Raw genomic sequence first — 13,536 nt, 5'->3', positions numbered from 1 at the left:
GGTTCATTACATTCCCATTTTGATAGTAATATAGTTCACCTTTACTTACCGGTATTTATTAACTCATACAGATTATGTTGAAGATACTTTAATTTTTAATAGCATCGATTTTTATACAATCCTTAATTGTTTATATATTCCGTTCGAATTTTCAGAAAGCAAAACTTATTTTATTTCTTTGGCTTGCTTTTTTTCCTTTTCTTCATAAAGCTTTAGTCTTTTCTGACGTTCCCTTTCGTGTTCCTCCCATGAAATATAAAATGACGGAAATTTAAATCTACAATAGGCTAATAATTGGAACTCTGCTGCGCCTACGGCTACCGCGTACATTACAAGAGTTCCTGCTATATACCCTGCTAATATCTCTATTTCATAATCATTATGAAAATAAATTAAAATAAGAAGGATTAGTGCATATACCGTAACACCAATCATTACGTTGTTTTTTGTTTTACTAAAAAATGAAGCTGCCCTTTCATCCATACTAAATGCTCCACTCTCTGCTTGTTTAAAGGTATCAATTGTTGTCACCAGATGAACAAAAACTGCTACTAGAAACAATAAACCCACATACAATAATGTAATTTGATCAATCGAATAATTTGAAATTGCTGGAAGTATAAACAATGTGAATCCTATAGTTCCCAGCTGAAATGTACATAATAATATCACAAGCGCTTGCAACCTTTGACATTTAAAACGAACTTTTGGAAATAGATATAGAATTAAAAAGATTACTTGCAAGGTATATAAAACTAATTCAATACAAACAATTATTTTGTCAAAGAGATTTGGATAGTAACCCCAGCCAAATTTAACTAATGCTCCAAAAATAAAAAGCATGAATAATGAACTATAAACAGTTGCGCCAAGTATAAACACCATGGAGCGTTCTGGGCTTAAACGATTTCTACATGTAATTCTAAATTCATCTAAATCTTCTTCTTTTATGTTCCACATTTGTTAGCTCCACCTTTCCCCGAACTATAGTATATTACCAAAATAAAGATTCAATTTTCTTAGTCACTGATTTTATACCTTTTTATGTTCATCGCCACTCTTAACTATCTCTTTTGTTGTACTGCGCCTTGTATTTTAAATATTCCTGTCTTGCATCTTGGTTATTATCCTGTTTTCTATTAAAATACGTTATTATTTGGAACATATTTTCTACTAATTTTCCATCCTCATTCTTTTCTTTAAAATCTATATCTATCCTCATTTGCAAAATTTGTTTTGGATTTTTTGAGGCATTCAGGTGCAATACGATTGTTGCTCCATCAAATTCATCGTATTGTATCTTTAATTTATTATTAATAATATCTTTAAATTCAGATTCAGTTAGTCGATATCCCACTGAATTAGGCTGATCAAACTTTTTTATATCACCTTCGGGCTTCATCTTTAGTTTCCCTATCCCATTTAAACGATCTACAATTAAGTTTACGTATGAAACATCTAGATTTGAATCCGAACTTTTCACCTGTCCATTTTCATACTTAACATGAGTACTATAAATAGTTTCTTTTTTATAATTCTCATTTGTCCTTTTTCCCTTGTCTTTTTCTATATCAGTCATAACTGTTTGTATCGCCTCTCCGTATAAACTTTTATCTTTTGTATTATATACACCTTCCGTAGTTTGACGAATTGTCTTACTATGCTCTCCATCTTCTTTTTGCTCAAACGTACTATAAATACCTCTTTGTTCCACAAAAGCATACCCATCATCACTTGCAGACATAACCTTTTTCATGTCACCTTCATCCAATGCCTTAATAAATGGCTCATACTCTACCTTTTCTTCAAAAAAACTGCATGCTTGTAGTAGGCTGATTGTTATTATGATAGTAATCATTTTAGAAACCTTTTTTATGTTCATTTCATCATCACACTACCCACTCTACATTTTCGATCAGATAACCTTCTAATCACTTTAATCACCTTACATAATTAAATTTTCTTTTAGAAGTTAAAATACTCTCTTGTAAATAATTACTTTTCTATCATCAAAACGTACAATACGCACTTTCTTTATGCCTTACGTTTCGATTTACCTTTTTTATTTTTCTTTCGATATCTTGGAGTCTCTCTTTTATGTTGCTCCCACGTTTTATTAAATGATGGAAATTTAAATCTGCAATATGCTAATAGCTGAAATTCAGCTGCACCGATTGCTATCGTATACATTAAAAAGGTCCCTACTACATACATAAATAAATCATCAAACCCATAATCGTTATGAAAAGATATCAAAATAAGAATAGTTACTGCGTATAGTGTAGCCCACTTCATCATCTTTCCTTTTCCTTTACTAAAAAAGGAAGCGGATCTTTCATCCATACTAAACGCACCTTCACTCGCTTGCTTAAGTGTATCAAGCGTTGTAACAATATGAACAACAACTGCTCCTAAAAATAACAATCCTGCATACAGTAATGTAATCTGATCAATTGAATTATTAGCCATTTTAGTACCAATCAAAACTACGAGTAAGATTATTGCCATTTGAAATGCATTTAATAATACAACAAGTGTTTGTAGCTTTTGAAATTTAAATTGAGCTTTTGGAAATAAATATAGAATGAAAAAAATTACTTGCAGAGCATATAACAACACTTCCAGCTTAACAATTCCTATATTAAGGAGGACCATACAGTAATCCCAATCACCTGATACAATAATAGAAAAAACAGCTATTGAACTATAAAGTATTCCTCCAAACATAAATCCTGTAGCACCCTCAGGACTTAAACGATCATTACATGTCATCCTAAACTTATCTAAATCTTCTTCTTTTATATTCCACATCCTGGCCCTTCACCTTCTATACGTTTCAATTATTTTTCGCGCACTAAAATTCTATTAATATATTATTTATCCCGCTTTAATGGGCAGTAAGACCCCCACCTCAAAATGCAGCGAAAGCAAAGAAGTTAGGTGGGGGATCAACTGCCCATAAAAGTCCGATTGGTTCAACTAATAATCAGTGGGGGATGAAGAAAACCCCCACTGATTAAAGTTTCACTTTATTTTTCGTTTTGAATTTCTTATTTCGCTTTCGAATTCTCCCACGCATTCTCTCATTCTCTTCCCACGTCATATGAAATGACTTAAATTTGAATCTACAGTACGCCAATAGTTGGAATTCTGCCGCTCCGATTGCAACCGCATACATTAATACAGTTCCTACTCCATACATAACAAAAAAATCAATTGAATAATCATTTTGAAAATACATCAAAATAAGTAGTATGAATATATATATTATAGCTCCCTTTATCATAGCCCCTTTTGTCTTACTAAAAAACGATGTGGATCTTTCATCACTACTAAATGCACCTTTACTTGCTTGTTTAAATGTATCTAGCGTTGCTACACTATGGATAATAACTGCTCCTACAACTAGTAGCCCGGTATACATCCTACCAATTGAATTGTCAGCCATTTCAGAAACAATCGAAACTACAAATAATATTGTTCCAAGTTGAAACGCATATAGTAATACGATTAGCGTTTGTAACTTTTGAAATTTAAAACATGCTTTCGGAAATAGATATATAATTAAAAATATAATTTGAATACTAAATAACACAATTTCAGTTTTAACAATTGCTCTATCAAAAAAATTGTTGTAGTAATTCAAATCACCTACAAAAATAATAAACATAAATATTGAAATATAAAATATTGTTCCAAGCATAAAACCCGTAGCACCTTCAGGACTTAAACGTCCTTGACATGTTATTCGAAATTTATCTAAATCTTCTTCTTTTATATTCCACACCCTGACATTTCCCCTTCTATACAGTTTAAATAATTTTCGTGCACTAAAATTCTATTACATTCTTAATATTTTTAAGTACATAGATCTTTGTACAATTAAATTCAGATAATCTTTTAGATATACCATTACCACATTAATTACCATAATCATATACTCAGAATGCTTTTTGATAGTTCAAATAGTATCCTTTCTCCTCAAAAGTTCCAAATATTCTTCTCTCTTTCACTTAAGTATAACCGTCTTCTTGTCACCTTCATCCATTGCCTTTATTAGGCTCTCATACTTTATTTTGATTTCCTAAAACTACACGCGCTCAGCAAAACATAACTGTTATCACAGTAACTATTTTTCACTACCCCTTTACTCATATCCTCACAACATTTATCATTCTCAAAATTCAATTAAAATATCTTATTTTTAATTTATATACTCTTTTTCATAATTTACATATTCTTTTTTGGCACTTTGATTATTATCTTCTCTGGTATGATAATATGTTGAAATTTCTTGATTGCGTTTTATAAGCTTATCTTCTTTTTTCTTCATAATTTACCGCTATTGTTATTTGTATTATTCTCATTTGATTTTCTTTTGTATCATTAGGCGTATTAAATTCGATCATCAATATTGCAGAATTAAATTTATCATATTTTAAATTTAACTTGTCATTTATGATGCTTTTAAACTGTAATTCAGTTAAATCATAGCTTATTATGCTCGGTTCACTAAATCTTTTTGTATCTTCACTCGGTTTCAATTTACTAAGTTCATTTAATCCTCTAAACATTATTTTTACATATGAAACATCTATACCTTGATTGTGGGCTATTGAACGGGATTTTTCATTTTTCAAATTTGTACTATAGACAGTTTCTTTTTTGTAATTTTGATTACTACCAACGTTTTTATCATTTTTTATATCAGTAGCAACCTTTTGAGTTGTTTTCCCATATAAGTCGTCTTCTTTCACATTATATACTCCATGGGTTGTTTGATATATTATCCTGCTATGTTCACCATCTTCTTTTTCTTCATAAGTACTGTCGCTAGTCTCTTCTTTCACATATGCATATCCATCATCACTCGCAGACATAACCGTTTTCATATCACCTTCATCCAATGCCTTTACTAATCTCTCATACTCTATCTTCGTCTCCCCAAAACCACATCCACTTAATAAATTTGCTATTATTGACAGAACTATCATCATCTTGGCTTTCTTCTTTAACTTCATACTGACACCCCATTGATTTCTCTAGGCATTTTTAAGTTCATTATGTTCCTTTTTGGAAAGTAATACATCTCACCTTTACTTACTGATATTTACTTACTCGTACAGATTATATTGAAGATGCTTTAATTTTTAATAGCATTGATTTATATACAATCCTTAATTGCTTATATATTCTATTCGAATTTTCAGAAACCAAAACTTATTTTATTTCTTTCGCTTTCTTTTCCTCCCTCTCTTTATAACGTTTTAAGAATTCCTGACGTTCCCTTTCATGCTCCTCCCACGAAATATAAAATGATGGAAATTTAAATCTACAATAGGCTAATAATTGGAACTCTGCTGCACCTATGGCTACAGAATATAGTATAAGGGTCAATACGGCATACCAACCTATTTGCCCCATCGTATAATCATTATTAATATAAATTAAGATTAAGAGAGTTAATACATATAGTATAGAGGCAATCATTAATAAATCTTTTGTCTTACTAAAAAATGAAACTGAATTTTCCCACTTACTAAATGCGCCTTTGCTAGCTTGCTTAAAGGTATTAATCGTTGTAAAAATATGAATAATAAAAGCTCCTAACAATAATAAGGCTACATAAGTCAATGTAATACGATCATTTGAATAACCAAAAATACTCGAAACAACTACTGTTACAAATCCTATAGTCGCAAGTTGAAGTGCATATAACAATATAACTATAGCTTGTAACTTTTGAAATTTAAAACGGGCTTTGGGAAATAAATATACAATAAGAAAAATGATTTGTAAGCTATACAAACATAACTCTATTTTAATAATTGTTTCCTCTAGTAAACTAGGATATACTGACCAACCAAATTTCACCAAACCATAAATTACACCTAACATGATTAATGAGATGTATATGATTGAACCTAGCATAAAACCTACAGCAGCCTCAGGACTTAAACGATTTCTACATGTTATTTTAAATTCATCTAAATCTTTTTCTTTTATATTCCACATTCAGTTTTTCACCTTCTATACAGTTTAAATAATTTTCATTCACATCAATTCTATTTCACTCTTATTTACTTTTCGATTTGGATTTTTTATTTTGTTTTCGAGTTTTCCCACGCATTCTCTCATTTTCTTCCCAAGTCATATTGAATGATTTAAATTTGAATCTACAGTACACCAATAGCTGGAATTCTGCTGCACCAACGGCTACTGTGTACAGTAAAACAGTACCTATTACATATCCAATAAAAGTATCAATCGCATAATCATTATGAAAATAAATCAAAACAAGTAGGATTAATGCGTATATTAAAGCTACTTTCATCATAGCTCCTTTTGTTTTACTAAAAAAGGGAGCGGATCTTTCATTCATACTAAATGCACCTTCACTTGCCTGTTTAAACGTATCAATCGTTGTCACAATATGAACAATCACTGCTCCTATAAATAAGAAGCCTACATATACTAATGTAATTCCGTCGATTATATAATCAGACATTCTAGGAAGAATTAAAGCCGTGAATAATATCGTACCTAATTGAAATGCATATAATAACACAACAATCGTTTGAAACTTTTGAAATTTAAATCGAGTTTTTGGAAATGAATATAGAATTAAAAAAATTATTTGTAAGCTATATAGCACAAGTTCAATTTTAACAATTGTTTTTTCGAATAAAGTAGTATAGTAGTCCCAACCAAAGGTTACTAAAGTACCAATAAGAAAAAACATCATAACTGAAACATACACTATTGTTCCTATCATAAAACCTAAAGCACCTTCCGGACTTAAACGCCTTCTACATATCATCCTAAACTTTTCTAAATTTTCTTCTTTTACATCCCACATCTAGTTACACACCTCTAGCTACTTTTTGGGTATATATCACTATGAATTACTTAATTTCTAAGTGAGATAGCTGACAACAACCAATCATCCTTTTTACAATTTGAGTGATGCTTATTAAATTAAAAAGCGATAATGCTTTATAGTGAACTTTCATAATCACTACCCCTTATACAATGTTTTAATTCTTCACAAATAGATTCTTCCACCATAAAAAAACCATCTATTACTATTATCATTTCAGTTTTTATTTTGCTTTTGTTCTTTCTCTCTCATTCTTTTTCTATTTGCTATAAATTCCTGGCGTTCCTTTTCATGTTGTTCCCACGTAATATTAAATGATGGAAATTTAAAGCGACAATACACCAATAGGACGAATTCTGCTGATGCAACGGCAAATACATATAATATAATTGTTTGTAAAAAATAAAACACCATCGGTTTTAGCGCAAAACGAATACTTGCAAAGATTAATATCAACAGGACAACTATATAAATAAACATTCCAATTAACATCCAAAGTTTTGTATTAGTAAAAAATGAGGCTGACTCCCCTTTTAACTTATAGCCTCCATATTTTGCTTTTTTAAAAGTATGGATTGTTATTACAATATGAGTAATTATCGCTCCTAATAATAATAGACCTACATAAAATACTGTTAGATTTTCACAATAATATCCAAATATTGCTTCAATTAATACATACGCATAACCTACCGTTGCAACCTGAAACGAGTTAAAAACAATTACAACGGCTTGTAATTTTTGTAATTTAAATCTTAATTTCGGAAATGAATAGATTATCAAAAAAAGGATTTGCAGAATATATAATGCTAACTCTACAGAAACAATTATTCGTTCAAAAGATTTTGGATAAGTCTCCCAACCAAGTTGTAAAAAACCCAAAATAATAAAAAACATCGGTAATGAAGCGTATACAAAAACTCCAACTAAAAAGGCCATTACACCATCAGGACTTAATCGGTTTTTATTTGTAATTTGAAAAAATCCTAAATCTTCTTCCTTTATTTTAAGCATTCATCTTTCCTCATTTCGACACAAAACTTATTTTATTTCTTTAGTTTTCTTTTTTCCTTCTCTTTATAAAGCTTTAGTCTTTTCTGACGTCCCCTTTCGTGTTCCTCCCACGAAATATAAAATGACGGAAACTTAAATCTACAATAGGCTAGTAGTTGGAACTCAGCTGCGCCTATTGCTATCGCGTACATGATGAACGTAAATATAAAGTAACCAAACATTATGCTCAATGAGTAATTATTTTGTATATAAATTAAAACAAGAAGAATTAGTACATAAATTACCACACCCAACATTACATTTTTCTTTGCCTTATTAAAAAATGAAGTAGATTTTTCTCCCATACTAAATGCACCTTTACTTGCTTGTTTAAAAGTATCAAATGTTGTTACACCATGAACAAGTATTGCTCCTAATACTAGTAAACCTACATAAATAAGCGTAATAAAATTAATAGAATAATTACTCATCCCTGGAAGAACAAACGCCGTAAGACCTATAGTACCTAACTGAAACGCATATAATAATATCACCAATGTCTGGAGCTTTTGAAATTTAAAACGTACCTTAGGGATCAGATATATAATAAAAAAGATTACTTGTAGGCTATATAACAACAATTCCATTCTGACTATTACTGTGTCAAAAAGAGTCGGATAGTAATCCCAGCCAAATCTAATTAGTGCTCCAAAAATAAAAAGCATCAATAACGAACTATAAAGCATTCCACCAAACATAAACAACATAGCTCCTTCAGGGCTTAAACGATTTCTACATGTTATTTTAAATTCATCTAAATCTTCTTCTTTTATATTCCACATCCAATTGTCCCACCCTTAACTACATTCACTTAAATCATGTAGATTAAAAATAAAAACCTTCTCATTTTGATGAAAAGAGAAGGTTCTATTAATCTCAGATATTCTTACATTATAATAATGATTCTTTTTAAGCTATTTCATAGTGCTCTGCTATTGTTTTACACATCTTTTTATATTCCAGCATCCACTCTGCTATTTCTTCTTTCTCTTCGTCAGTGGATTTTTTCTTATATTTAAAATCAATCACTTTCATATCCAAAAATACTTATTCTTCCATTTCCTCATCTACCGGAATACATTGGATAATAACTTTTGTTGTGTTTGAAACTTGTACAAAAATTTCAAATGTACCAACAAACATAGCAACCGTTCGGGATAATTCTTTATTACTAATATATAAAATCGTTGCAAGTTCTTCTGCAAATTTAGGTATATAAACAATATATCAAGCATTTCAACAGCTATTATGCAATCATCCACCGATACTTTATCCAATATTTTCTGTTCAATTAATCCCCCAGTTTTATCCCCACACTCTTACTGAAAGTACAAAGGTTTTTCTTTTGAAAATAACCACATATGTAGGCCCCTTACTACTAAAAACAACAATTAGAACTCTTAATTCAAGAATACCTTTATATTCTTCAATAAAACAAAAATTAGGGTTTTACTTTTCATATCTTTATTACTAAAAGTGTACTAAATTATTATTGTGTATCTACTGCAATTTTTATTTCAACATACTGTAACTCTTCATCACCACTAAAAATATGGTAAATAGGTGAGATCATATCAAGTTCATTATCTTCCATATACTGAAGAATCTCAGCATATGCATACTCTGTTAATGTTTCAAAATCTCCTGCATATCTTTTCATTAGCATGTTATCAACATAGTAATAACTTCGAAACTTCATTGTTTCTGATTTAGGAATACTACTCTCATATACTGGCATAAATAATTCAATAAACATATCTCCATCTGATGGTACATTTTTCAGCGCATAAAACATTGGGCCTTTGACCGTTAAATTCGCTTGCGCAATTTCTGTCAATAAATCTTCTATTACTTTTTCCATATCAGTATAGTGAAAAAAATATTCTTTCGATACAACATTTGTATAAGCAATGCTTTGTTCCTCAACTATCATCGCACTAATTCACCTACTTCAATAATAGGAGCATAAATATCCAACCACATATCACCATATACATCTAAACATACGTGATAAAAGCTACTATCTAATTTCATATGATTCTGTTCAGCAAATTCATTTAAAACACGATAAGCGTCTTCAATATCACCATCTTCATCTGAGAATCTAACACAAAGTGCTTCTTCAATAAGAATTGCATCAATATACTCATAAGGTGAATCCTCTTCCATATTTACCCTTCCATTCACTGGGACACAATACATATATTCACCATATTCCGGTTCATTCTCTAATGGTGAATACGTAAAAAGAACAGGTCCTATTGGGTATATATCGTTATGAACTACTTGATTTCTAAGTGCGATAGCTGGTAATAACCAATCATCTTTTTTTACAATTTGAGTGATGCTTATTAAATTTAAAAGCGATAATGCTTTATACTGAACTTTCATAATCTCTACCCCTTATACAATGATTTATTTCTTCACAAATAGATTCTTCCACACATAAAAAAAGTTTATGACTATTATTTACAAATATCATTTCAGTTTTTGTTTCGCTTTTGTTCTTTTTCTATTATTCTTTTTCTATTCGCTATGAATTCTTGGCGCTTCTTTTCATGTTGTTCCCACGTAATATTAAATGATGGGAATTTGAAGCGACAATACACCAATAGGACGAATTCTGCTGATACTACAGCGAATATATATAATATTATTGTTTGTACAATATAAATTGCCATTTGGCTAAATGTATAATTAAGATTTAAAAAAATTAATATAAGTAGAACCATTACACCAATTGTCATTCCAATCAATAAATATAATTTTGCGTTAGTAAAAAATGAGACAGCTGGTCCTTCCGATTTATATCCTCCATGTTTTGCCTTTTTAAAAACATTAATTGTAGTTACAATGTGAGTACAAAGCGCACCTAACATTATTAAACCAATATAAACTAACGTTTTATTATTACTTGGAAAATCAAACATTCCTTCAACCATCATAACGATAAATGGTAATGTTGCTAATTGAAAAGAATAAAATAAAGTCACGATGGCTTGGAGTTTCTGTAATTTAAAAGCAACCTTTGAAGACATGAAAATTATTAAAAAAATCAACTCCAAAATGTATAACTTTACCTCAGTTCGTACCAAAAATGTTTCAAATGGTGTTAAAGAAATCTTATCACCGTTCAGCAAAACACCTAAAAACATGATGAGCATTGGTATAGAAGTATATGCAAAAACTCCCCCATAAAAGATTCTTATATAATCCGGACTTAATCTGTTTCTATTTTCAATTTCAAAAAGGCCCAAATCTTCTTCCTTTATCTTTAGCATTCATTTATCCTACCTTCTAATTTTATATAAATTACCAAAATATTGATTTTAATTTTTTCAGGACCTTTTCATTTTCTTTCGTAAACTCTTTATAATTTCCAGACTTTAAATTATCGTTCATATTTACTGCCCATTTTACTAATTTCTTTGTTCCGCTAACTACACTTTCACCTCCTAATATGCTAAGTTTCTCATTCACCAGTAATGAGGCTCCAATCCCCACCACTGCACCTATAGCTCCTCCTGCCAAGGTTCCAAGTGGTCCCACAGCAGTCCCAATCGCTGCTCCAGTTGCTGCTGCTCCCGCTGCATATGCTAAGTCCACACCTGTATCTAATGCAACATCTCTTACATCCTGTAGCTGAAATCCATCATCTTGTGACTGTATAATATTATCTACAACTGTCAACCCCGTTCCAATAATTGCCACACTTTTGAAGAGCGTCCCAGTACCTTTGAGTTTTTTAAATGTCTCTGGCCACTTCTTAAAATTGAATTCGTCAATGCTCTTTTGAAATTCGGTCCCAAATGAATCTGTCCATCTATTTTTAAATGCTTTTAAAAAACCTCCTGCATTCCGAGTCATCATAAAATCTTCAACCGCTTTAAATTCAGGCAATTTATAAATATCTTTTTTTGCTTGTTTTATTACATTTCTTGTTTCGTTGTTGTAATTGACTTTAAATTTATCTTTAAAAATAAATTTAAAAATAGCATCTTCATTTGCATCTGAAGCTAAAAGTTTGGAAGCCGCTACAATATCGGCATCGTTTAAAGTTTTAAATACATATGCCCCTTTTCCTTTTCGAGCATCAACATGAAAATCAACACCAAACCCCAAATTTTTTTTCATGTAAACAAGGCGTAAATAACCAGAAAATAATCCGACTACTCCTTTTTTCACTTTACCCGTATATCCCGCAATCTTTTTAGCTACTCCAACTATAGATGCAAAGGTTCCTTCAGACAGAAGTTTTTCGGTTGTATCACTAGAAAAGTTCCCTTCAGTCTCTTGTATTTGTCTCATAGCACCATCTAATCCGCGTAACATGTCATCAAAATTTTGAAGATCATTTTGTTGACTATTGTAAGCCTCTAGTTTTTCTAACGTATCACTGATTTCTTTTTGACTTTTTTCAACCCCTTCAGAAATTCCTGATGATGGGGGATAATGGATCGGAACAATATCATTAATTGAACTGATAGTCTGTTGGGCTAACTCATTCGATTGATTAAAACTGTTACTATACCCATTAATTTTTTGCTTTACATTATCTAAATAACTCCCATAAATCTTCGTATCTGCATCACTATCAACAGAACTATTAAAATCTTCTAATGCTTTTTCAAATTGCATACTTAAGCTTTCTGCTGCGACCATACAACCTGAAATAACACTTCCATGAACTCTAGATAAATGGCCTTTAATTCCATCAGCAGCAGCACCTTGAAATGAATTAATCTCACTAAAATCCGCTATCTTTCCTAATAATGATTCAAACTGTTGATTCAACTCAGTGGCACTTGCTTGAAATCTATTTTGAAGTTCTTTTACTTCTTGTAACTCTATATTTTTATCCACGTTTCTCCCTCCTTATTTTGCATGATAATTTGAATCTATCATTCTTAATTGCTTCTCAAGTTGTTCGTCTTTTTCAACTATTTTCTCCCCAGTTTGTTGTATTTTATTTAAGTCATTTTCTAATATCTGTTCATATCGCTGCACCTTTTGAGATAACTTTTCAATTGCTTCACAATATTGAATCAGCCTAGTCAAATTCGTACGACTCAACTGCATACCATTAAATTTAGTCTTACCTAAATCACTAGCACCACTTTTCAAATCACTTACTTTCGCATCAAATACCCCTTTATTTAATTTAATTTCCCCCATTTATCATTTCCCCGCCTTCTGTACTTCTACTTGAATACTAGCATCAACCATTGAAACACTTCTACTTAGAGAAAGAATACTAGACTCACATGTAGCGATTTCTCTTTCAAGCCGCCGTATAGCTTGATCGATGTCTTCTTGCACTCTCCCTAGTTCTCCGATAAACTTCCCTAAATTCGAAATGACTTGTTGTTGATATGTTTCTTTAAAAGTAGTTGCTCTTTGCCCTTTCCAACTACTTTCGTTTATTTCTAAAGACTTAAACTGCTCTTGATTTTGTTTAATTGCTTCAAGATTATTTACAAATTTCCCTTTAGCAGTTATTAGCCTTCTTAGTTTCATTTGTAGTTCAGCCAATTGCCCTTGTTGATGACTTATACTACTTAATAAACCAGATTTTTGACTATTTAATTCCTCTATCCCCATGC

The 13,536-nt window shown here is 30.9% G+C and carries 15 protein-coding genes and 2 pseudogenes; all 17 read right to left on the bottom strand.

Features of this window, described 5'->3' with window-relative positions:
• Nucleotides 1-165: 165 nt before the first annotated feature.
• Nucleotides 166-960: a hypothetical protein gene (locus JFU02_RS29975; protein ID WP_016109862.1), complete on the bottom strand. Its 795-nt coding sequence runs from the start codon at nt 958-960 to the stop codon at nt 166-168.
• Nucleotides 961-1,060: 100 nt separating this feature from the next.
• On the bottom strand, nt 1,061-1,858 hold the full coding sequence (locus tag JFU02_RS29970; protein ID WP_390226812.1) for a DUF3952 domain-containing protein: 798 nt from the start codon (nt 1,856-1,858) through the stop codon (nt 1,061-1,063).
• Nucleotides 1,859-2,034: 176 nt separating this feature from the next.
• Nucleotides 2,035-2,811, bottom strand: a complete 777-nt coding sequence (locus JFU02_RS29965) for a hypothetical protein (RefSeq protein WP_061666638.1) — start codon at nt 2,809-2,811, stop codon at nt 2,035-2,037.
• A gap of 205 nt (nt 2,812-3,016) precedes the next feature.
• Nucleotides 3,017-3,787: a hypothetical protein gene (locus tag JFU02_RS29960; RefSeq protein ID WP_098013427.1), complete on the bottom strand. Its 771-nt coding sequence runs from the start codon at nt 3,785-3,787 to the stop codon at nt 3,017-3,019.
• A 231-nt stretch (nt 3,788-4,018) separates the two neighbouring features.
• A pseudogene (locus JFU02_RS32850) lies at nt 4,019-4,155 on the bottom strand (DUF3952 domain-containing protein); the annotation flags it as partial.
• Nucleotides 4,156-4,204: 49 nt separating this feature from the next.
• Nucleotides 4,205-5,021 (bottom strand): annotated as a pseudogene (locus JFU02_RS29955) (DUF3952 domain-containing protein).
• Between the two features lie 199 nt (nt 5,022-5,220).
• Nucleotides 5,221-6,015, bottom strand: coding sequence for a hypothetical protein (locus JFU02_RS29950; protein ID WP_016109857.1), 795 nt, complete (start codon nt 6,013-6,015; stop codon nt 5,221-5,223).
• Between the two features lie 61 nt (nt 6,016-6,076).
• Nucleotides 6,077-6,859, bottom strand: a complete 783-nt coding sequence (locus JFU02_RS29945; protein WP_086406042.1) for a hypothetical protein — start codon at nt 6,857-6,859, stop codon at nt 6,077-6,079.
• A gap of 237 nt (nt 6,860-7,096) precedes the next feature.
• A complete protein-coding gene (locus JFU02_RS29940; RefSeq protein WP_016109855.1) occupies nt 7,097-7,894 on the bottom strand; it encodes a hypothetical protein in 798 nt (265 codons plus the stop codon).
• A gap of 32 nt (nt 7,895-7,926) precedes the next feature.
• Complete coding sequence (locus JFU02_RS29935) at nt 7,927-8,715, bottom strand: hypothetical protein (protein WP_016109854.1); 789 nt, start codon at nt 8,713-8,715, stop codon at nt 7,927-7,929.
• Nucleotides 8,716-8,842: 127 nt separating this feature from the next.
• Entirely contained in the window at nt 8,843-8,974 is a 132-nt protein-coding gene (locus JFU02_RS32525; RefSeq protein WP_254905302.1) for a hypothetical protein, read from the bottom strand.
• A 448-nt stretch (nt 8,975-9,422) separates the two neighbouring features.
• On the bottom strand, nt 9,423-9,866 hold the full coding sequence (locus JFU02_RS29930) for a DUF5085 family protein (RefSeq protein ID WP_086406040.1): 444 nt from the start codon (nt 9,864-9,866) through the stop codon (nt 9,423-9,425).
• Nucleotides 9,863-10,324, bottom strand: a complete 462-nt coding sequence (locus JFU02_RS29925) for a DUF5085 family protein (protein ID WP_061667204.1) — start codon at nt 10,322-10,324, stop codon at nt 9,863-9,865. Before JFU02_RS29925 ends, JFU02_RS29930 begins: the two co-directional genes overlap by 4 nt.
• A gap of 92 nt (nt 10,325-10,416) precedes the next feature.
• The gene (locus JFU02_RS29920; RefSeq protein WP_061667205.1) at nt 10,417-11,214 is read right to left on the bottom strand and encodes a hypothetical protein; all 798 of its coding nucleotides are present in this window, start codon (nt 11,212-11,214) and stop codon (nt 10,417-10,419) included.
• 31 nt (nt 11,215-11,245) lie between these two features.
• The gene (locus JFU02_RS29915) at nt 11,246-12,796 is read right to left on the bottom strand and encodes a T7SS effector LXG polymorphic toxin (RefSeq protein ID WP_061667206.1); all 1,551 of its coding nucleotides are present in this window, start codon (nt 12,794-12,796) and stop codon (nt 11,246-11,248) included.
• A 12-nt stretch (nt 12,797-12,808) separates the two neighbouring features.
• The gene (locus JFU02_RS29910; RefSeq protein ID WP_053512322.1) at nt 12,809-13,108 is read right to left on the bottom strand and encodes a TIGR04197 family type VII secretion effector; all 300 of its coding nucleotides are present in this window, start codon (nt 13,106-13,108) and stop codon (nt 12,809-12,811) included.
• A 3-nt stretch (nt 13,109-13,111) separates the two neighbouring features.
• Nucleotides 13,112-13,534, bottom strand: coding sequence for a YwqH-like family protein (locus tag JFU02_RS29905; protein ID WP_201072046.1), 423 nt, complete (start codon nt 13,532-13,534; stop codon nt 13,112-13,114).
• Between the last annotated feature and the right edge of the window lie 2 nt (nt 13,535-13,536).

This window comes from Bacillus sp. TH13 (assembly GCF_016651175.1).
Classification (GTDB): domain Bacteria; phylum Bacillota; class Bacilli; order Bacillales; family Bacillaceae_G; genus Bacillus_A; species Bacillus_A thuringiensis_S.
This window is presented reverse-complemented; position numbering and strand designations above follow the sequence as displayed.

What these genes read in the sequence shown, in the direction of transcription:
- JFU02_RS29975 (WP_016109862.1), bottom strand. Translation starts at nt 960, where the DNA reads ATGTGGAACATAAAAGAAGAAGATTTAGATGAATTTAGAATTACATGT.
- JFU02_RS29970 (WP_390226812.1), bottom strand. Translation starts at nt 1,858, where the DNA reads ATGATTACTATCATAATAACAATCAGCCTACTACAAGCATGCAGTTTT.
- JFU02_RS29965 (WP_061666638.1), bottom strand. Translation starts at nt 2,811, where the DNA reads ATGTGGAATATAAAAGAAGAAGATTTAGATAAGTTTAGGATGACATGT.
- JFU02_RS29950 (WP_016109857.1), bottom strand. Translation starts at nt 6,015, where the DNA reads ATGTGGAATATAAAAGAAAAAGATTTAGATGAATTTAAAATAACATGT.
- JFU02_RS29945 (WP_086406042.1), bottom strand. Translation starts at nt 6,859, where the DNA reads ATGTGGGATGTAAAAGAAGAAAATTTAGAAAAGTTTAGGATGATATGT.
- JFU02_RS29940 (WP_016109855.1), bottom strand. Translation starts at nt 7,894, where the DNA reads ATGCTTAAAATAAAGGAAGAAGATTTAGGATTTTTTCAAATTACAAAT.
- JFU02_RS29935 (WP_016109854.1), bottom strand. Translation starts at nt 8,715, where the DNA reads ATGTGGAATATAAAAGAAGAAGATTTAGATGAATTTAAAATAACATGT.
- JFU02_RS29930 (WP_086406040.1), bottom strand. Translation starts at nt 9,866, where the DNA reads ATGATAGTTGAGGAACAAAGCATTGCTTATACAAATGTTGTATCGAAA.
- JFU02_RS29925 (WP_061667204.1), bottom strand. Translation starts at nt 10,324, where the DNA reads ATGAAAGTTCAGTATAAAGCATTATCGCTTTTAAATTTAATAAGCATC.
- JFU02_RS29920 (WP_061667205.1), bottom strand. Translation starts at nt 11,214, where the DNA reads ATGCTAAAGATAAAGGAAGAAGATTTGGGCCTTTTTGAAATTGAAAAT.
- JFU02_RS29910 (WP_053512322.1), bottom strand. Translation starts at nt 13,108, where the DNA reads ATGGGGGAAATTAAATTAAATAAAGGGGTATTTGATGCGAAAGTAAGT.
- JFU02_RS29905 (WP_201072046.1), bottom strand. Translation starts at nt 13,534, where the DNA reads ATGGGGATAGAGGAATTAAATAGTCAAAAATCTGGTTTATTAAGTAGT.